Origin of the sequence: Microbacterium sp. KRD172 (genome assembly GCF_017168295.1) — a bacterium.
In the GTDB taxonomy this organism is placed as follows: Bacteria; Actinomycetota; Actinomycetes; order Actinomycetales; family Microbacteriaceae; genus Microbacterium; species Microbacterium profundi.
Genome location: NZ_JABFAS010000002.1, coordinates 2,409,191 through 2,429,282 on the forward strand (window position 1 = coordinate 2,409,191; position 20,092 = coordinate 2,429,282).

Consider the following 20,092-nt stretch of genomic DNA (forward strand, 5'->3'; position numbering starts at 1 on the left):
ACATCGCACCAGAGCGCCAATGGCGGATACTGGTCCGATGACACCAGATCCGGAGAACGGCCGGCTGCAGACCATCCTCGCGGCGCTCGGTGCCGGGCCGGAGGACGAGCCCGCGCGTCGCCTGATCGGGGCGTTGGGCGGCGGGCCCGTCGAAGCTCATGAACGTCGGGTCGGAGAGCCGGCAGTGCTGTCGCGGCATGTGCGCTTCGGCTCGGGCGGAGAGCTCGTCCTTCACGACGATGCGATCATCGCCGTGATCCTGCATATCGCGACGACACCGTTCGCTCCGCGCGGACTCGACGTGGCGGACTGGATCCCGGGTGTCGACAACGACGCGACCTTCTCCGATTTCAAGAAGGTCTTCGACGTGACATGGCGTTTCGCCGCCGGCGACCGGTACTTCGTTCTCGAATCGGGGTATGTGCGACCCGAGTTCGTGAAGCACGGGGGCTATCGGGCCGGTGACCTCCAGCGCGTCGTCGTCACGGTGGACGATCCTGGGCGCACCTGCCGTCCGGCGGACGAGGACTGCCCTGTGTGCCGCGACCTGATCGTACGCCGAGGCGACGGATCCTTCGATGTGGACGGCACGATCGATGCACTGCGTGCAGCGGTGGGTGCCGGTCAAGTCGAGGAGCAACGAGGAGTCGTCCCACTCGCCGACCTCGACCTCCTTCATGCCTCCGCCCTGATGAAACAGGTGGAGAGCCAGGTCGCCTGCTCGGCATGCCACCGGGTCGCGTGCCTCACACTGTATCGAGACGCCGCACCGACGTTCGCGTACTACCCCTTCGACACCGCGATGAGGCGTCCGCTCGAGGCGATTCCCCCCATCGAGGAATGGGGCGATGCCGCTCGCATCGCAGAGGCGCAGGGCGCGATGCGATATGTCGATCACGAGCCGGGCTCATGGTTCCTGGTCGAGCAGAAGGGCGAGCTGTACCTCGAGTCGCGGTACACGATCAGTACGATGGCGGACGATCAGTGCGTGATCCGCTTGGACGACTCGGAGCGACAGGGATATCGCGACGACGGCCATGACTACCTCACCGGTCTCGCCAGAGAAATCGACGACAGCAGCCCCCACCGGGAGGACTCCCCCTTCCACCTGAGGAATCTCCTCCGACACCCCGACGGCGCACGTGACTACTCCGAGGAGGTGCGTGCCGCGATCGCCAACCACACCTGGCTCGCACGGCAGAAGCAGGCCGCGGCGCAGCGAATGCGGGCCGAACCCGCAGCGGACGGCTGAGCGGTCGACAGGTGGGGTCGTGCAGCGTCAGATCCAGCCCTTGTCCTGCGCGATCCGCACCGCCTGCGCACGATTCGCCGCGCCGACCTTGCCGATCGCCGCCGACAGGTTGTTGCGCACGGTCCCCGCCGACAGGAACACCTCGGAGGCGATCGCCGCGGCGCTGCGTCCGTCTGCGGCCAGTCGGAGCACCTGCTGCTCGCGCTCGCTGAGGGGGTTCGCGCCTTCGAAGACGCTGGCTTCGGCGAGTGCAGAGTCCACGACCCGCAATCCTGCGTGCACACGGCGCACGGCATCGGCGAGCTGTTCGGCCGGCGCATCCTTCACGACGAATCCGCTCGCGCCCGCATCCAGTGCGGCGCGCAGGTAACCGGGCCTCGCGAACGTCGTCACGATCAGCACCCTGGTCGCCGCGCTCGCGGCCCGCACCGCCCGCGTCGCGGCGATTCCGTCCATCCCCGGCATCTGGATGTCCATGCGACAGACGTCCGGCGCGGTGTCGGCGACCACCTTCACCGCGTCCTCACCGTCTCCGGCGACTCCGACGACCGTCAGATCGTCCTCGAGCTCCAGCAGTGCAGTGAGGGCGCCTCGCAGCATCGCCTGATCATCGACGATCACCAGTCGTATCGGGTCGGTCACCAGGTCACCTCCACGCACGTACCACCGCTCTCGTCCGCCCGCACGGCGAAAGCCGCGCCGCTCATCGTGGCGCGCTCGCGCATCCCCCTCACTCCGTTGCCCTCGTCTCCCCCGTAACCCGCGCCATCGTCGATCACCGCGAGGTTGCCTGGTGCGATGCGCACCGTGACCGTGCGCGCCTCTGCATGCCTGAGCACATTGGTCGTCGCCTCTCTCAGTATCCAGCTCGCCGTCAGCGACTGCGCGGGCGAGAGGGCGGCGGCGTCACCGTCCACGAGCATCACGACATCGGCCGACTGCAACGCGTCCCGGCAGGAGGCCAGCTGCTCGACGAGCGCCGCGCTGCGCACGCCCGCCACCGTGGCGCGCACACCCGCGATCGCCTCGGTCGTGAGCGACTCGATGTCGGCGAGCTCGGCCTTGGCGCGCTCCGGATCACTGTCGACGAGCCGCCGCACGAGCTGCGCCTTCAGACTGACGACGGTGAGCGAGTGCCCCACGAGGTCGTGCACGTCGCGCGCCACCGCCTCTCGGGCCTCGCTCGTGGCGAGTTCGAGACCGAGCTGCTCGGCCTCTGCCGAGCGGATGATCAAGCTGGTCGAGACGGTGTTGACGACGCCGAGCAGCAGGACGATCGCGAAGATGGTCAGGTTGTCCATGCCCTGCGGTGTGAAGAAGAGCATCACCGCAGTGAGCGTGACGCAGGCCGCCATCGTGGTCCAATGAGCGAGACGGGTCAGTCCGTACGACGCGAAGGACATGATGAACGGCAGGAAGCCCAGCGCCGCGCCGCCCACGCTGGGGACGACCAGCGCCGCGCACGCGATGAGACCTGCGAACGCCGCCCACTGGATCGGCTTCGGCGGCGTGGTCAGCCCGCCGCCGCCGAAGCTCATCCCGTTCATGAAGCCGGCGACGTAGACGACGATGAACGCGCCGAGCCCCACCCAGCCGGTGGCGATCCACCCCTGGGCGGCATCCGAGCGCAGCAGCGCCATCAGCGGATACACCAGGAATACGAGCCAGACGACGGCCATCAACCAGCCGAACCGCTCCCACGGCGCACCGGAACCGACGCTGCGCCGGCGGCTGCCGCGAGTGGCCCAGGCTGCGGGAGCGGCACCGGCGGCTGCCGCAGCTGCGGCATCCCTGGTCACGTCATCCGCCATGCTGTCGACCCTATCGGCGCGAACGCGAGCGCTTCACCCCGGCGGCCACGAGCACGGCGAACACCGCGAGCCACACCACGATGTTCAGCAGGAGCACCCACAGCGGATCGCTCTGCCCTGTGGTGAGCGTGCCGTCGGTCAACGGCCACCTGCTCAGCGCGACGAAACCGTACAGCGGAGTGAACCGGGCGATGTCGAGCATGACGCCATCGAGCGGGATGAACACGTTTCCGAAGAACGCGAAGAAGGTCATCGAGATGGATGCCAGGGCCGCCGCAGAGTCGGAGTTGAAGAACAGCCCGACCCCGAGTCCGTAGAGACCGTAGATGAGTCCGACGGCGAGCATGATCCCCGCCGCAGCCCACCAGCGCCACGCATCAGCAGCCTCCGCCCCGGTGAGCAGCCCCGCAGCGAACACGAGGACCACGGCGAGCGCGGCGAACGAGACCGCCGTGAGCAGCTTCGTCATCGCGTACCCGGCTGTGCCGAGCGGGGTCATGGCGAGCTGGCGGCCCCAGCCCTGCTTCGCCTCGCTGGCGGCGAGCGATGTGAGCGAGCTCATGGCGACGGCCGTTCCGTATGCTCCCATCGACACCATCACGTAGAACTTGACGTTGCCGTGCCCGGCCGACATCGAGCCGTAGCCCATGCTCGCACCGAACAGCAGGTACATCGCCACCGGCATCGCGAGGGTGAAGGCGAGCGTGTAGGGGTTGCGGAGCTGCCGCATCGCTTCGATGCGCATCATGGTGGGTGAGATCGTCATGGTCATGATCAGTCCTCCGTCAAAGCGGTGAAGGCGGTTTCGAGGGTGGGGGCGGTGATCTCCAGATCGTGCGCGCCGGCGTTCAGCAGAGCGGATGCCGCGGCATCCGAATCCTTCGCACGCAGGCTCACGCGATCGCCGTCGACGTGGACGTCGACGATGCCCTCGGTCGCGGTCAGCTGCCGGACGATCGTGTCGGCGCCGCCTGCAGGAAGGCTTGCGGCGACGGTGCGGCCGCCGAGGTTGGCGCGCAGTTGCGCGGTCGGAGCATCGGCGACGATGACACCACGGTGCATCACCACGGTGCGTCGTGCGAACTGCTCCGCCTCCTCCAAGTAGTGCGTGGCGAAGATGATCGTTCGACCGGCATCCGCATCCGCGCGCATGACGTCCCAGAAATGCCGGCGGGCGTTGACATCCATGCCGGCGGTCGGCTCGTCGAGCACGAGGATGTCGGGGTCGGCGACCAGTGCGAGCGCGAACTTGACGCGTTGCTGCTCACCGCCGGAGCATTTCGAGAGACGGCGCCGGGCAATGGGCGCAAGTTCGGTGCTGGCGAGCACATCGGGCACACGGGAGAGCGCCTCCCGGCCGTGCAGCGATGCGATGACCTCGACGGTCTCGCGCACGGTGAGGTCAGACAGCAGGCCGCCGGTCTGCAGCACGCCGGCGATCACACCGGCCTTGGCTGCCTTGATGGGTTTCTGGCCGTACACCGAGAGGGTGCCGTCGCTGGGATCGGTGAGCCCCAGCAGCATGTCGAGCGTGGTCGTCTTGCCGGCGCCGTTCGGGCCGAGAAGTGCGATGACCTCGCCACGGCGGATGCTGAGATCCACACCGTCGACGGCCTTCACCGTGCGCTCGCCCAGGCCGAAATGCCGGTGCAGATTGGTGATGACGACGGCATCGTCGGATGCTGTGGCGCGCGGTTTCGTCGATGCCCGTGTGTCCGGTGCTGTGCTCATGCCTACAGCCTGGCGGGCGCCGGCTGCGGTGTCCGGACGGCGGTGTCACCGGATACTCGTGACAGGTGTCATGCGGTGTGCTTCAAGTCGCAAACACTGCCGCTCTGGCGGCGCCACACCGGCGGTTTCTGCGACCTGAGTGATCTCGTCCTGCTTCGGGGCAGTTCACAGACTGGCGAGATGAGCGGCGATGCGCTCGGCGATGTCGTTCGACGTGCGCATGGACTCGCGCCAGTCATCGTGGAGCAGGGCGTGGTCAGCGCCCTCGACGCTGACCAGTTCGGCGGCTGTGCCCTGGACGGCCTCCGGAATCCAGTGCCGGTCGTTCGTACCGCCCACTGCCAGGTGACGCCGGTCGGCTGTGAGCAGCGCCGCGGCGACCTCGCTCCTGTTGAGAAGCGGTGTCAGCCAGACGCCGGCGATGTTCTCGTCGATGCACCGCGGCAGAGCGAGAGTCCCGAGCGACTTCGCGACAACGAGGTCGAGCGTCCCGGCTCCTTCTGCCGCGTTGAGTTCGAACACGTGCTCGATCAAGTCCTGTGGGGTCGCGTGCGCCCGATCGCCTTCTTCCCAATCCGCGATGCGGATGTGCCAGCCCGCCGAGAGGAGCACCGCGGTGGACCAATACAAAAGCGGCGCCTGCGCGGTGTAATTGACCCCGGGAAGCAACAGTGCCGATCGGCGCCCCGTTGCCTCATCCGAGCCCAGCGTTGTGATCCGAACCATGAGACGAGAATAACGACGCCCACAGTTCAGGTCGCAAACGTTGCCGTTCTGGCGGCGCCACACCGGCAGGTTTCGCGACCTGAACGAGCCCGGGCAACGCCCCGGGCATACGACTCAGACCGCGAGGAAGACACCCTGCAGGAATGCGTCGAGCTCGGCGACGCCATCCAGCGGCAGCACGGCGGCCACGTACTGGTCCGGCCGCACAACGACGACCACGCCGTCCCGCGCGAGCTCGCGCTCGTCGAAGATGTCCGTCGGGCACCACGCGTTCGGCGTCGCGGCGTAGACCTTCTCCCAGTCGATGAGCCCGAGCGGACCGGTGCGCGGCACGAACAGCGACGGTGCCGACAGCACGTCGAGCTCGTCGAACGCCTCCTGGTAGATGACCTTCGCGTCGATGACGGCATCCACATCGGCATCCGCCGGCGTGACGCGCGCGATCAGCGGCGCGACGGCCGACGCCCACTCGCGCAGGCGTGCGCCACCGGCATCGGCGAATGCGTACACGCGCCAGCGGCCATCGGCCTTCGCGTGGTGGCCGAGGTGCACGGCGTTTCCGTCGCTCACCCGCACGACCTCGGACGACTTGAACCGCCGCCCGATCGGGAATCCTGCGGCGAGCGCCTGGTGTTCGCTACCGCCGGTGATCGCCGACGGCGTGTAATGCGTCATGAACCCGGACGGGAACTCGGCCGTCGCGAGGTAGTAGTTCGACAGCTCCTGCGGGTCGGAGATCTCCTCGGGCTTGCGCGCCATGAGCGATGACCATTCGCGGTCGAAGTCGATGAGGTGCTGCGCGACGGGCTGCCGCTCGGCCGAGTACGTGGCCAGCAGGCTCTCCGGCGAACGCCCCGTGAGCACCGCTCCGAGCTTCCAGCCGAGGTTGAAACCGTCCTGCATCGAGACGTTCATACCTTGCCCTGCCTTCGCGCTGTGCGTGTGGCAGGCATCGCCGGTGAGGAAGACCCGCGGCGAACGGTCTGAGTCCAGGGCGTCGTCGAAGCCGTCCGTGACGCGGTGCCCGACCTCGTACACGCTGTGCCAGGCGATCTCTTTCACGTCGAGCGTGTAGGGGTGCAGGATCTCATTGGCCTTCTCGATGACCTTCTCGATCGGCGTCTGACGCACCCGGTGGTTGTCGTCGGAGGCGACCTCGCCGAGATCTACGTACACCCGGCTGAGGTACCCGCCCTCGCGTGGGATGTGCAGGATGTTCCCCGCCTTCGCGTTGATCGCGCACTTGGTGCGCCAGTCGGGGAAGTCGGTGTTGACGAGCACATCCATGACGCCCCACGCATGGGCTGCGAATTCACCGACGTGGGTGCGGCCGATGGCCTCGCGCACGCCGCTGCGGGCGCCGTCGCAGCCGACGACGTACTTCGCTCGGACGGTGCGCTCCCCCCCCGCACGCGGCCCTGCGGTGTGACGCACCCGCACCTCCACCGGGTACTCGCCGTCGCCGTGCACGGTGAGGCCGACGAACGCGATCCCGTAGTCGGGGGTGATGCGCCCTGGCCCGTCGGCGGCGGCTTCGGCGAAGTAGTCCAGCACCCTGGCCTGGTTCACGATCAGGTGCGGGAACTCGCTGATCTTGAGACCGTAGTCCTCGGTGCGCGTGGTGCGGATGATGTTCCCCGGGTTCTCCGGATCGGGCCCCCAGAAGTTCATGTACGCGATGTTGTACGCCTCGGCCGTGATGCGCTCGGCGAACCCGAAAGCCTGGAACGTCTCGACGCTGCGCGGCTGGATGCCGTCGGCCTGGCCCAGCACGAGCCGTCCGTCGCGCTGCTCGATGATCCGGGTCGTGACATCGGGGAACTGCGACATCTGCGCCGCGAGGAGCATGCCTGCGGGGCCGGATCCGACGATGAGCACGTCCATCTCGTCCGGCAGGTCGGCTGGACGATCGACTCCGGTGCCCGCCGCCGCGACGATCCGCGGATCCTGCGAGACGTAGCCGTGGTGATGGAACTGCATCAGTACTCCTTCTTCTGCGTGAACCGCGGGGCGGGTGCGGATCGCTCCGCCCCACGGGGATGTGTCAGGCCCTGGCGAGTCCGCGGATCGGACTGACCGACTGCTCCTCCTCGTGATCCGGACCCAGCGGGATGCCGCTGCGGTCGCGGAGCAGGAGCGTCGCGATCAGGCCGATCACGGTCATGCCGGCCAGGTACCACGTCACCATCTCTGTCGATCCCGTCGCGTCGACGATCGCGGCGGCGATGGTCGGGGCGAACGCGCCACCCGCGATCGCGCCGATCGCGTAGGAGATCGAGACGCCGGAGAACCGGATGGATGCCGGGAACAGCTCGGTGTACAGCGCGGCCTGGGGCCCGTAGGTGAATCCGAGTCCGATGGTGAGGATCGCGAGGCCGAGGAACAGCAGCCCGATGTTCGCGGTGTTCACGAGCGGGAACAGCAGGAAGACGCCGACGAGCTGCATGATCCACCCGGCGATGTACGTGTTGCGGCGGCCGATCCGGTCAGAGATCCACCCTGCCAGCAGCGTCGTGATCAACCAGGTCACAGCGGAACCGGTCACGGCCCACAGCACGGGGCCGCGGTCGAGGCCGATGGGTCCCTCGGGATCCGTCGCGTAACCCTGGATGTACCCGCCGGTGGTCATGTATCCGATCGCGTTGTTGCCCGCGAACACCAGAGCGGCGATGACGACCAGGAGCGCGTGCTTGCGGAAGAGCTGCACGATCGGCATCTTCGCCTTCTCCTTGCGTGCGGCGAGCTCGGCGAACACCGGGCTCTCCTCGACGTTGCGGCGCACGTAGTAGCCGATCAGGATCAGCACGACGCTGAGCAGGAACGGGATGCGCCAGCCCCAGGCGAGGAACTGATCCCCGGGTGCGATCGCGGTCATGATCGCCATGACGCCGGAGGCCAGCAGCAGGCCGAGCGGCACGCCGATCTGCGGCGAGGCACCGAAGATGCCGCGCCTCTTCTTGGGTGCGTGCTCGACGGCCATGAGCACGGCGCCGCCCCATTCACCGCCGGCCGAGATGCCCTGCAGGATGCGCAGCAGCACGAGAAGGATCGGGGCGCCGACGCCGATGACCTCGGCGGTCGGCAGCACGCCGATGAGCGCGGTGGCCGCGCCCATCAGGATCAGCGTCCACATCAGCACGCGCTTGCGGCCGAGCTTGTCGCCGAAGTGGCCGGCGAGGAAGGCGCCGAGCGGACGGAACAGGAAGCTGATTCCGACGGTCGCGAATCCGAGGATGACGGTGTTCGTGCCGAGCGCCGAGAAGAACAGCTGGCCGAAGACGAGTCCGACGGCTGTCGCGTAGATGAAGAAGTCGTACCACTCGACGGTGGTTCCCACCACTGTGGCGAACACCACGCGACGCCGGTCCGCGGCGCTGGCGATGGTGCCGGTCGGCGTGAAGCCGGGCTGATCAGTCATTGAAACCTCCGGGTGACGACGTTGTCCCGAGTGCGGATCTGATCCTTGCCACCCGATGTCAGGATGATATACGATTTCAAATACATCGCACAAGAGCGATGCTTCAGACGCAAGGAGGCGCCCACGTGACGGACCCGATCGCCCGCCCCGGCAAGATCATCGCGGTTCACCTCAGCTATGCATCCCGTGCCGATCAGCGCGGCCGTCGGCCCGCCGATCCCTCCTACTTCTTCAAGGTCGCAAGCTCCATCGCAGCATCCGGCGGCACCGTCGAGCGCCCGGCCGGCACAGAGCTGCTCGCCTTCGAGGGCGAGATCGCCCTCGTGATCGGCTCCCCCGCTCGCCACGTCGGCATCGCCGACGCCTGGTCGCACGTGGCCTCCGTCACCGCCGCCAACGATCTCGGGCTGTACGACCTGCGGGCGAACGACAAGGGCTCGAACGTGCGCTCCAAGGGCGGCGACGGGTACACGCCGCTCGGTCCGAACCTGATCGACGCGCGATCGGTCGACCCCGCGGACATCCGGGTGCGCACCTGGGTCAACGGCGAGTTGCGCCAGGACGACGACTCCTCCGGCCTCATCTTCCCGCTCGCGCAGTTCGTCGCCGATCTCTCGCAGCACTTCACGCTCGAGACCGGCGACGTGATCCTCACCGGCACACCGGCGGGCTCGTCGGTGATCGTTCCGGGCGACGTCGTGGAGGTCGAGGTCGACGCCCCGAACGCGCCCGGCGCTCCGTCATCCGGACGCCTGGTGACCACCGTCACGCAGGGCGACGTGCCGTTCGACGACACTCTCGGGTCGGTGCCGGCGGTCGATGACACGCAGCGCACCGAGGCCTGGGGCACGACTCCCGCCGACCCTTCGACAGGCTCAGGGAGCGGCTCAGTACCGGCCCCTGAGCCTGTCGAAGGGTCCGGGTCCCCGCACCCTGAGCCTGTCGGAGGGTCCGGGTCCCTGCATGCACTCTTCCCCGACCTCCGCGCCAAGCTCGAGAAGGCACCGACGGCCGGACTCTCGTCCCAGCTGCGCAAGCGGGGCCACCACTCCTGCTTCATCGACGGTGTCACCGCCAACATCGCGGGAGCGAAGATCGTCGGCACCGCGCGCACGCTGCGCTTCATCCCGGCCCGCGAAGACCTCTTCAAGAGCCACGGCGGCGGATACAACGCGCAGAAGCGCCTGTTCGATGCGGTCGGCGAAGGCGAGATCATCGTGATCGAGGCGCGGGGGGATGCAACGACCGGCACCCTCGGCGACATCCTCGCACTGCGCGCGAAGGCCCGAGGCGCGGCCGGCGTCGTCACCGACGGCGGCGTGCGCGACTTCGACGAGGTCGCCCGCATCGGCCTGCCGGTGTTCTCGCAGGGTGCGCACCCGTCGGTACTCGGCCGCAAGCACGTGCCGTGGGAGCTGGATGTCACCATCGGATGCGGTGGCGCGGCTGTGCAGCCGGGCGACATCATCGTCGGCGACGGCGACGGCGTGATCGTGATTCCGCCGTCGCTTGTCGAAGAGGTCGTCGACGCTGCGCTCGCGCAGGAGGACGAGGACGCCTGGATCGCCGCGCAGGTCGAGGCGGGGCATCCGGTCGACGGCCTGTTCCCATTGAACGCCGAGTGGCGCGCGAAATACGAGGCCCGCGAATGACGAAGCTTCTCAGCAAGTCGCAACAGGCGTACCACTGGATCAAGGAGCGCATCGCGAGCCAGACCTACACCCCCGGCTACCGGCTGGTGCTCGGCGCGATCGCCGGCGAGCTCGACATGAGCGTCGTGCCGGTGCGTGAGGCGATCCGTCAGCTCGAGGCCGAGGGGCTCGTGCATTTCGAGCACAACGTCGGCGCTCGGGTCGCGATGGTCGACGACTCGCAGTACCGGCACAGTATGGAAGCCCTCAGCATCCTCGAGGGCAGCGCGACCGCGATGTCGGCGCGGCACCTGAGCGCCGACGACCTGAAGCTGGCCCGTGCGATCAATGCGCAGATGATCGAGACGCTCGACCACTTCGATCCCCCGGCGTTCACGCGGCTCAACCAGCAGTTCCACGCCGCGTTGATCGCCCCGTGCCCGAACCCCCGACTGCAGGAGCTGGTCACCGTCGAGATGGCCCGCCTGAACCGGCTGCGCGATTCGACGTTCAGCTACGTGCCGGGTCGCGCACACGAGTCGGTGCGCGAGCACGAGCACATCGTGGCGCTGATCGAGAACAGCGCGCCCATCTCCGAGATCGAGCGGGCCGCGCGCGATCACCACTCGGCCACGCTCGACGCGTACCTCACGAAAGAACACCCCGACGAAGCCGTCGGCATGCACGTCCACTGACACCGGAGGAACCATGACTGATTCACGCATCCCCGCTGACCTTCCCGATCACATCCAGCACTACATCGACGGCGCGTTCGTCGACTCCGTCGACGGCGACACGTTCGACGTGCTCGATCCGGTGACGAACGAGAACTACACCACAGCATCCGCCGGCAAGAAGGCCGACATCGACCTGGCGGTCGCAGCAGCCAAGCGTGCGTTCGACGAGGGGCCGTGGCCGAAGATGCTCCCCCGCGAGCGCTCGCGCGTGCTGCACCGCATCGCCGACATCGTCGAGTCGCGCGACCAGCGCCTCGCCGAGCTCGAGTCGTTCGACTCCGGCCTGCCGATCTCGCAGGCCCTGGGACAGGCGCGCCGCGCGGCGGAGAACTTCCGATTCTTCGCCGACCTGATCGTCGCGCAGGCCGATGACACGTTCAAGGTGCCCGGCCGCCAGATCAACTACGTCAACCGCAAGCCGATCGGCGTCGCCGGCCTCATCACGCCGTGGAACACGCCCTTCATGCTCGAGTCCTGGAAGCTCGGCCCGGCCCTTGCCACCGGCAACACGGTCGTGCTGAAGCCGGCGGAGTTCACGCCGCTGTCGGCGTCGCTGTGGGCAGGCATCTTCGAGGAAGCCGGGCTGCCGAAGGGCGTCTTCAACCTCGTGAACGGCCTAGGAGAGGATGCCGGCGACGCGCTCGTCAAGCACCCCGACGTGCCGCTCATCTCGTTCACCGGCGAGAGCTCTACCGGCCAGCTGATCTTCGCGAACGCCGCCCCGTTCCTCAAGGGCCTGTCGATGGAACTCGGCGGCAAGTCGCCCGCCGTCGTCTTCGCGGACGCCGACCTGGATGCCGCGGTCAATGCCACGATCTTCGGCGTGTTCTCCCTCAACGGCGAGCGCTGCACCGCCGGCAGCCGCATTCTGGTCGAGCAGTCGATCTACGACGAGTTCGTCGAGAAGTACGCCGCGCAGGCGAAGCGCGTCAAGGTGGGTCTGCCGAACGACCCCGCCACCGAAGTCGGCGCTCTCGTGCACCCGGAGCACTACGAGAAGGTCATGAGTTACGTCGAGATCGGCAAGACCGAAGGGCGCCTCGTCGCGGGTGGCGGACGGCCCGAGGGCTTCGAGACGGGCAACTACGTCGCCCCGACCGTGTTCGCCGACGTCTACCCCGATGCGCGGATCTTCCAGGAGGAGATCTTCGGACCCGTCGTCGCGATCACCCCGTTCTCCTCCGATGCGGAGGCGCTCGCCCTGGCGAACAACACCAAGTACGGTCTCGCCGCGTACATCTGGACGAATGACCTGGGTCGGGCGCACAACTTCGCGAGTGATCTCGAGGCGGGCATGGTGTGGCTGAACAGCAACAACGTGCGCGACTTGCGCACGCCGTTCGGCGGCGTCAAGGCCTCCGGCCTCGGCCACGAGGGCGGCTACCGCTCGATCGATTTCTACACCGACCAGCAGGCCGTGCACATCAACCTCGGCGAGGTCCACAACCCCGTCTTCGGAAAGCCGTGAGGACGCTGACATGACCAATCGCGAAGACATGACCCTGACCTCCTCTGGCTACTACGTCAGCCAGGAGGCGCCGATCCAGACGGACAACCCGGTCCCGACGCCGAAGGCCACGCCGCCCGACATCCTGCGCTGCGCGTACATGGAGCTCGTGGTCACCGACCTCGCGGCATCCCGCCAGTTCTACGTCGACATCCTCGGCCTGTACGTCACGGAAGAGGATGACGAGGCGATCTACCTGCGCTCGACCGAGGAGTTCATCCACCATAACCTGGTACTGCGCGCGGGTCCGATCGCGGCCGTGCGCGCGTTCTCGTACCGCGTGCGCACTCCAGAGGACCTCGACCGCGCGGTCGAGTTCTACTCCGAGCTGGGCTGCGATGTCCGGCGCGAAGCGAACGGCTTCGTCAAGGGCATCGGCGACTCGGTACGCGTGGTCGACCCGCTCGGCTTCCCGTACGAGTTCTTCTTCCAGGCCGATCACGTCGAGCGGATGTCGTGGCGCTACGACCTGCACACCCCCGGCGAGCTCGTCCGACTGGACCACTTCAACCAGGTGACTCCTGATGTGCCGCGCGCGGTGAAGTACATGCAGGATCTGGGGTTCCGCGTCACGGAGGACATCCAGGACGAGGCCGGCACGGTGTACGCCGCGTGGATGCGACGCAAGCCCACCGTGCACGACACCGCGATGACAGGCGGCGACGGACCGCGCATGCATCACGTGTGCTTCGCCACGCACGAGAAGCACAACATCCTCGCGATCTGCGACAAGCTCGGTGCCCTCCGCCGCTCCGATGCGATCGAGCGCGGTCCAGGCCGCCACGGCGTCTCGAACGCGTTCTACCTGTACCTGCGCGATCCAGACGGGCACCGCGTCGAGGTCTACACGCAGGACTACTACACCGGCGACCCCGACAATCCGGTCGTCACCTGGGATGTGCACGACAACCAGCGCCGCGACTGGTGGGGCAACCCGGTCGTGCCGTCCTGGTACACCGAGGCATCGCTCGTGCTCGACCTGGACGGCAACCCGCAGCCGGTCGTCGCCCGCACCGACGACAGCGAGATGGCGGTCACGATCGGCGCCGACGGATTCTCGTACACTCGTCCGGGCGACGAGACTGCGATGCCCGAGTACAAGCAGGGTGAGTACAAGTTGGGGCACCAGCTGTGACGCTGCCCGCGGCGGTGATCGCGCAGATCGCGGACGAGCTCGCAGAGGCGGATCGCACGCACAGCGTGATCCCGCGGATCACTTCACGGTTCCCGGATGCCACGATCGAGGACTCGTATGCGATCCAGGGCGTGTGGCGAGACAAGAACCTCGCTGCCGGGCGACGCCTCGTGGGTCGCAAGATCGGTCTGACGTCCAAGGCGATGCAGCAGGCGACCGGGATCACCGAGCCCGACTACGGCGTCATGTTCGACGACACCGTGTACGCATCAGGGTCGGACATCCCGTTCGACGACTTCTCGAATGTGCGCATCGAGGTCGAGCTCGCGTTCGTACTCAAGCATCCGCTTGAGGGTCCGGACTGCACACTCGACGATGCTCTCGCCGCGATCGACTACGCGGTTCCCGCTCTCGAGGTGCTGAACTCGCACATCGAACTGGAAGGCCGCACGATCGTCGACACGATCAGCGACAACGCCGCCTACGGCGCGATGGTGCTCGGCGATGTGCACAAGAGGCCGGACGAGATCGATCTGCGCTGGGTACCAGGCGTGCTCTCCCGCAACGGTGAGATCGAGGAGACCGGTGTCGCCGCAGGCGTTCTCGGGCACCCCGCGACCGGAGTGGCGTGGTTGGCGAACAAGTTCCACCAGCACGGCGCCAGGCTCGAGGCCGGAGAGATCGTCCTCGCCGGCTCGTTCACACGGCCCATGTGGGTGTCGAAGGGCGACAACGTGCGCTGCGACTACGGAGAGATGGGAATCATCGAATGCCGATTCATCTAGAACCCGCGCCCTCGTTCCGCGACCGGCTCGTTGCGACCGAGCGTCCGCTCGTGGGCGCATGGATCTGCTCCGGCAGCCCGATCGCCGCCGAGATCGTCGCGGGGTCGGGACTCGACTGGACGCTGATCGACGGCGAGCACAGCCCCATCGGGCTGGAGTCGACTCTGGCGCTGCTGCAGGCCGTGGCGCCGTACCCGATCACTCCGGTCGTGCGCGTGCCGTCGGCGGATCCCACGTGGATCAAGCAGGTCCTCGACGTGGGTGCGCAGAACCTTCTCATACCGATGGTGAACACCGCTGCGGATGCTGCGGCCGCCGCCGCCGCGACCCGCTACCCGCCGCGCGGCATCCGCGGAGTCGGCAGCGCGCTCGCGCGCGCCGGCCAGTTCAACCGCATCGAGGACTACCTGCAGCGCGCCCACGAGATCACTTCCCTGACCGTGCAGATCGAGACGGATGCCGCGGTGCAGAACGCCCGCGAGATCGCGGAGGTCGACGGGGTGGATGCCGTCTTCATCGGGCCGAGCGATCTGGCGGCATCGATGGGACTGCTGGGTCAGCAGGAGCATCCCGACGTCGTCGCGGCCGTCGAGCGCTCGATCGCCGAGGTGCGCGCAGCCGGCACGCCGGTCGGTGTGAACGCCTTCAATCCGGCGACTGCGCGCCGCTACCTCGACGCGGGAGCATCCTTCGCGCTCGTCGCCGCCGACGTCTCGATCCTCGCGCGGGCGACGGAGAAGCTCGCCGCCGAGTGGATCGCCGATCAGGACAGCGACGAGCGCGCGAGCTACTGAATCCCTCTCTCCGAGGGCTGTTCGAACTTTCTGCAATCCGATTCTGCGATGGTTCCGGACAACCCTCGTGGGACGAAACGTCTCACGTCACGAAACTGAAGGAGACATCTCATGCGAAACAAGAATCGACTCGGATTGCTCACCACTGCTGGAGCCGGAGTCGCGGCTCTCGCGCTCACCGGGTTCGCTCTGCCTGCTACAGCCGATGATGGCTCTAGCTCGGTCGACGACTCGACGACCTCGACCGACGTCACCGGCTCGACCGACGCGATCCAGGACATCGTCCGCGATCTGATCCTCGCCAGCGGTAATGACACCTCCACCGGCGACATCGGTCTTGACGGACCGCTCGTCGACGGGCCGGTCGTGAGTGACATCGGCAACGGGGCCATCCTGTCGGGTAACGACACCCCGGTCGCCTCCGGCAACGAAGTCTCCGGCAACGAGGTCTCCGCGCCGGTCGGCTCGGGCAACGAGGTCTCGGCACCTGTCGAGGCTCCGATCGAGGCGCCCGTCGAGGCGCCCGTTGACGCACCGGTCGGCTCGGGCAACGACACGACCGTCGACGCACCGGTCGAGACCGACAACGACACCGGCCTATCGCTGGACGACATCGGCGGCGACATCGGCGCCGACGTCGACAGCCTGGTGAGCGGTCTTCTCGACTGATCTCCTGCCAACCCCAGAGCCCGCCCGCACATTCATGTGCGGGCGGGCTCTGTCGTGTTCGGCAATGACCGACCGATCCAGTCCGAAGATGCGTGAAAGCGGTTTCTTGCGTAGTGTGGGCGGCGTCCAGTTCTTCCCGACGCAGAGGAGCCGCAGTGCTGAACGATTCGCTTGCTCGCGCTGAAGCTGGGTCGACGACGCCGACATCGGACCGTCCAGCGAAGCACGACCGTCTCGTTCGGATCCTCGACCGTCACGGCGCCGAATCGATCGCGCTGACTCGGCCGGAGACCCTGTCGTGGTATTTCGACGGGGCACGAACCGGCGTGCCGTACGGCGGGCTCCCCGTCTTCTCCGCGCTGGTCCACCGTGACGGCACGGCCCAGGTCACGGCATTGGAGAACGAGGAGGAGCGACTCGGCGCGGAAGAGATCGGCGGCGCCGAGATCCGTGCCGTCCCCTGGTATGCCGACCTCGTGGAACACGTGCCAGGAGCACTTCTCGACACGGCCGTCACGGGGGAACTGCGCCAGGCGCGCGCCGCGCTCCTGCCGGTCGAGCGGGAAAGATACCGGATGCTGGGTCAAGACGCCGCAGCGGCCATGACGCATGTCCTGCAGCGGTGCCGACCCGATATGTCGGAGTACGACCTTGCCGCTGATCTCGCGCATGCCGTACTCTCCACGGGCGCTGAACCGTCGGTGATACTCGTCGCCGGCGCAGCGCGCGGAGGCATCCAGCATCCGCTGCCGACGTCAGCCGCCGTCGGCGACCGCGTCATGGCCGTCCTCACCGCCAGGCGCTTCGGCCTGCACGTGAGTCTCACCCGCTGGGCGCGGTTCGGAGGAGCGGAGACGACCGCGGAGATCGCACTCCGAGAGGTCGAGGCCGATGCCTTCGCGGCGACACGTCCCGGACGCGAAGTGCGCGAAGTCCTCGGCGACATCGCATCCGCCTACGTCCGACACGGCTTCGGCACAGCCGACCGACCCGCATGGCGGCAGCATCACCAGGGCGGTCCCACCGGCTACCTCGGCAGAGACCCCAAGGCAGACCCGAGCACCACGACACTCGTCGCCGCCGGAGGAGCCTTCGCGTGGAACCCGTGGGTCCCGCACGCGAAGACCGAAGACACGGTGCTCATCGATGCAGAGGGCGTGGACGTCCTGTCCGTCGATCCTGCCTGGCCGACCGTGCAGGTCCGCGGTCTTCCCCGCCCGATCGCCCTCGACCTCTCCTGACCCCGACCGACTCTCCCTGCCGTTTCCGGCCAGCGCCCAAGGAGCTCGACATGCGCCTCGACGACATCCAGATCCGCGATCCTTTCGTCCTCACCGTCCCTGGTGAAGAGCGATCCTGGCTCTTCGGCAGCACCGATACGAACATCTGGAACGGTCCGGCGACAGGATTCGACACGTACTGGACGACCGACTTCGAGGAGTGGCGCGGGCCGCTGCCCGCTTTCCGGCCCACGGAGGACTTCTGGTCGCACACCCAGTACTGGGCACCGGAGGTGCATGCGTACCGCGATGCCTTCTACATGTTCGCGACATTCACTGCCGACGGCCATCGCCGGGGCACGCAGGCCCTGCGCTCGTCGAAGCCGGAGGGTCCGTACGAGCCGTGGTCGGACGGTCCGCTGACCCCGCGCGACTGGGAATGCCTTGACGGCACTCTGCATGTCGAAGACGGCGTACCGCACCTCGTCTTCTGCCACGAGTGGAAGGACGTCGGGGACGGTGAGATCCATGCCGTGAGGCTGTCCGAAGATCTGCGCACGACCCTCGGCGAACCCACTCTCCTCTTCCGCGCCTCCGATGCCCCCTGGGCACGATCGATACCGCGACCCGAGTTCGAGAAGGTGTACGTCACCGATGGCCCGTCCATGCACCGCACTGCCGACGGGCGCCTGTTGATGCTGTGGTCGAGCTTCGGCGAATCGGGCTACGCGATGGGCGTCGCGACGTCGGCGTCCGGCCGGATCCACGGCCCGTGGGCGCAGAGCGCGGAGGCGATCTGGCCGGCCGACGGCGGACACGGCATGATCTTCGCGGCCCCCGACGGACAGCTGTTCCTCACGCTGCACACACCGAATCGCACGCCCGACGAGCGCGCCCGGTTCTTCCCGCTCGAGGAGACGGCGGACGGACTGCGGCTGCGGCCCTGACCCACGCGCAGAGGCCACCGCCATCTCAGGCGAAGACGGGACCCACGAACTCCACGGCGACCCGCTCGGCGGCCGCGCCCGCGTCGATCGCGACGCGCTCATTCGGTGAGACGGTCAGGGCTATCGCCAGCGTCGGCAGCCTCAGCTCCCCCGCCACGGGTTGCGCTGCAAGTCCGATGACCGCTCGAACGGCACCCGTCCTGTCCGCCACCACACGCCATCCGCGTGGAAACGAGAAGGCGAGCACACCGTCGCGGTGCACCTCGACGAGATCGTCATCGGCGACCTGCTCCCAGACGACGCCGTCGACGGTCCTGGCGTACCCCACGGCCTTCGCGGCGGCACCGTGGTCGAGCCTGGTCGGCGTCAGCCCCGAGAACCACAGATCTCGGTCCGGTCGGACGAGCACCCCGCCGTGCCGCTCCACCGCGTCGAGGAACCACAGGATCGACGGCGAGTACACCTCGGTGTAGCCCGGAGCACCCGACCATGGATCGAGGCACTGGGGGAAACGGTCCGCGACGGCGAGTGCGGCGAGCACCGGCGACGCCGTCAGTGCGAGCTCGGCGACGTGACCGTGCCGCTCGAAGGCGTCGGGAGCGCGTAACTGGGCGAGGAAGTTCACCGGCCCGCCCCAGGAGTTGCGGGAAGCGTCATGGTCGAATCTCGGGTCATCCATCGCGACAGTCGTGAAGCCGTAATGCGAGAGGAACTTCCGAGTGTTCATCAGATACCGGCGCAGGCTCGCAGCGAAGAACGGCTCGTCGCCGACCTCGCACGCCAGCACCCGGGCCAGCACGTCGGTCTGGATGCGCACATGCCGATCAGAACGATCACGGTCGTAGTAGAAGCCGTCATCCTCGTCGAAGCACTGCTCATGCAGCGCGTCGAGCGACGCCTGCGCGGCATCTCGCCACGGCTGGCCGTCCTCCCCCAGTTCGTCCGCGATGAGGCCGAGGTAGGTGCGCTGGCACGCGACGTTCGCAGTGAGGTCGGGGGCCGCATACGGAACACCCGTTGCTGCAGGGTCGTACTCGCGGGCGTCTCCGCGGAACGCACGGTCGGGTGCGAACCAGAACCGAGGAGAGAGGTCATGCCCGGTGTCGAAGGTGCAGAACGCCTCCACGGCTCCGGTGCCGCGAGTGTCGCGGTACCGCGCGAGCCACGCGTCGTACCGGACCATCACGGGATACATGGTCTGCAGCAGCGCACGATCCCCGGTCGAGGCGAAGTGGCGCCAGACGACTCGAGCGAGCGGCGTCACGATCTGAATCTGGCTGAAGCCGGGGCCGTCCGCGGTCACCTTGTAGGGGATCATCCCGTCGTCGCGCTGGTGCTGCGCGAACAGCAGCAGCGTATCCCTGGCGAGCTGCGGCGCGAACCGTGCGAGCACCTCGACGTTGATCGTTCCGGTGCTCTCGAGCCAGGAGCCGTGGTAGACGCCGCCCTCGTTGAGCACCGGCGCGCTGCCGGCGAGGGGGCGGATGCACTGGTCGAGTTCGGCGAGCGCGGCGTGCCAGCGCTCTTCCAGCGGTCCGTCGAGGGCGACGAATCGCACAGCGGACGCCGCGAGCTCGACGCCGAGGGGAGACTCGGTGATCCCCGCTCGCATGACCGGCTCGGCCGATCTCAGCCGTCGAAGCGCCTGTGCACGCTCTGCCTCGGTCATCATGTCCCTTCGTCATCGGATGGTGTGCGAAGAGGTGCGGACGGTGACCTCGGTCATCGT

General features: G+C 67.7%; 18 protein-coding genes. 10 read left to right on the forward strand and 8 right to left on the reverse strand.

What is annotated here, in order from left to right; genetic code table 11:
• Positions 1 to 37: 37 nt before the first annotated feature.
• Complete coding sequence (locus J1M43_RS12025) at positions 38 to 1,252, forward strand: hypothetical protein (protein WP_206476827.1); 1,215 nt, start codon at positions 38 to 40, stop codon at positions 1,250 to 1,252.
• 27 nt (positions 1,253 to 1,279) lie between these two features.
• Here J1M43_RS12025 and J1M43_RS12030 read toward each other — a convergent pair whose 3' ends face one another.
• From J1M43_RS12030 to J1M43_RS12060, 7 genes are all read right to left on the reverse strand, one after another.
• Complete coding sequence (locus tag J1M43_RS12030) at positions 1,280 to 1,894, reverse strand: response regulator transcription factor (RefSeq protein WP_206476828.1); 615 nt, start codon at positions 1,892 to 1,894, stop codon at positions 1,280 to 1,282.
• Positions 1,891 to 3,063 (reverse strand): sensor histidine kinase, encoded by a 1,173-nt coding sequence (locus tag J1M43_RS12035; protein WP_206476829.1) that lies wholly within the window; start codon positions 3,061 to 3,063, stop codon positions 1,891 to 1,893. Before J1M43_RS12035 ends, J1M43_RS12030 begins: the two co-directional genes overlap by 4 nt.
• Before the next feature lie 10 nt (positions 3,064 to 3,073).
• Positions 3,074 to 3,835 (reverse strand): ABC transporter permease, encoded by a 762-nt coding sequence (locus tag J1M43_RS12040; protein ID WP_241245227.1) that lies wholly within the window; start codon positions 3,833 to 3,835, stop codon positions 3,074 to 3,076.
• Between the two features lie 2 nt (positions 3,836 to 3,837).
• Positions 3,838 to 4,794, reverse strand: a complete 957-nt coding sequence (locus J1M43_RS12045; RefSeq protein ID WP_206476830.1) for an ABC transporter ATP-binding protein — start codon at positions 4,792 to 4,794, stop codon at positions 3,838 to 3,840.
• A 165-nt stretch (positions 4,795 to 4,959) separates the two neighbouring features.
• Positions 4,960 to 5,520, reverse strand: coding sequence for a hypothetical protein (locus tag J1M43_RS12050; RefSeq protein ID WP_206476831.1), 561 nt, complete (start codon positions 5,518 to 5,520; stop codon positions 4,960 to 4,962).
• 114 nt (positions 5,521 to 5,634) lie between these two features.
• Entirely contained in the window at positions 5,635 to 7,500 is a 1,866-nt protein-coding gene (locus J1M43_RS12055) for an FAD-dependent monooxygenase (RefSeq protein ID WP_206476832.1), read from the reverse strand.
• Between the two features lie 64 nt (positions 7,501 to 7,564).
• On the reverse strand, positions 7,565 to 8,938 hold the full coding sequence (locus J1M43_RS12060; protein ID WP_206476833.1) for an MFS transporter: 1,374 nt from the start codon (positions 8,936 to 8,938) through the stop codon (positions 7,565 to 7,567).
• Positions 8,939 to 9,036: 98 nt separating this feature from the next.
• On the opposite strand from J1M43_RS12060, the gene J1M43_RS12065 reads away from it, so the two are divergent.
• From J1M43_RS12065 to J1M43_RS12105, 9 genes are all read left to right on the forward strand, one after another.
• The gene (locus tag J1M43_RS12065) at positions 9,037 to 10,590 is read left to right on the forward strand and encodes a fumarylacetoacetate hydrolase family protein (protein WP_206476834.1); all 1,554 of its coding nucleotides are present in this window, start codon (positions 9,037 to 9,039) and stop codon (positions 10,588 to 10,590) included.
• Complete coding sequence (locus tag J1M43_RS12070; RefSeq protein WP_206476835.1) at positions 10,587 to 11,264, forward strand: GntR family transcriptional regulator; 678 nt, start codon at positions 10,587 to 10,589, stop codon at positions 11,262 to 11,264. Before J1M43_RS12065 ends, J1M43_RS12070 begins: the two co-directional genes overlap by 4 nt.
• Before the next feature lie 13 nt (positions 11,265 to 11,277).
• Complete coding sequence (hpaE, locus tag J1M43_RS12075) at positions 11,278 to 12,774, forward strand: 5-carboxymethyl-2-hydroxymuconate semialdehyde dehydrogenase (protein ID WP_206476836.1); 1,497 nt, start codon at positions 11,278 to 11,280, stop codon at positions 12,772 to 12,774.
• Positions 12,775 to 12,784: 10 nt separating this feature from the next.
• The gene (gene hpaD, locus J1M43_RS12080; RefSeq protein ID WP_206476837.1) at positions 12,785 to 13,948 is read left to right on the forward strand and encodes a 3,4-dihydroxyphenylacetate 2,3-dioxygenase; all 1,164 of its coding nucleotides are present in this window, start codon (positions 12,785 to 12,787) and stop codon (positions 13,946 to 13,948) included.
• A 2-nt stretch (positions 13,949 to 13,950) separates the two neighbouring features.
• Positions 13,951 to 14,733: a 2-keto-4-pentenoate hydratase gene (locus J1M43_RS12085; protein ID WP_206477385.1), complete on the forward strand. Its 783-nt coding sequence runs from the start codon at positions 13,951 to 13,953 to the stop codon at positions 14,731 to 14,733.
• Positions 14,718 to 15,527, forward strand: a complete 810-nt coding sequence (locus J1M43_RS12090; RefSeq protein WP_206476838.1) for an HpcH/HpaI aldolase/citrate lyase family protein — start codon at positions 14,718 to 14,720, stop codon at positions 15,525 to 15,527. The genes J1M43_RS12085 and J1M43_RS12090 overlap by 16 nt, the downstream gene beginning before the upstream one ends.
• Before the next feature lie 111 nt (positions 15,528 to 15,638).
• The gene (locus tag J1M43_RS12095; protein ID WP_033104907.1) at positions 15,639 to 16,196 is read left to right on the forward strand and encodes a hypothetical protein; all 558 of its coding nucleotides are present in this window, start codon (positions 15,639 to 15,641) and stop codon (positions 16,194 to 16,196) included.
• Between the two features lie 155 nt (positions 16,197 to 16,351).
• Complete coding sequence (locus J1M43_RS12100; RefSeq protein ID WP_052166692.1) at positions 16,352 to 17,437, forward strand: Xaa-Pro peptidase family protein; 1,086 nt, start codon at positions 16,352 to 16,354, stop codon at positions 17,435 to 17,437.
• Between the two features lie 50 nt (positions 17,438 to 17,487).
• Positions 17,488 to 18,363 carry a glycoside hydrolase family 43 protein gene (locus tag J1M43_RS12105; RefSeq protein WP_033104908.1) on the forward strand — a complete coding sequence of 292 codons (876 nt, stop codon included), beginning with the start codon at positions 17,488 to 17,490 and terminating at the stop codon, positions 18,361 to 18,363.
• A gap of 25 nt (positions 18,364 to 18,388) precedes the next feature.
• Here the strand turns inward: J1M43_RS12105 and J1M43_RS12110 are convergent, their stop codons facing one another.
• Complete coding sequence (locus J1M43_RS12110) at positions 18,389 to 20,035, reverse strand: hypothetical protein (RefSeq protein WP_052166693.1); 1,647 nt, start codon at positions 20,033 to 20,035, stop codon at positions 18,389 to 18,391.
• Positions 20,036 to 20,092: the final 57 nt, after the last annotated feature.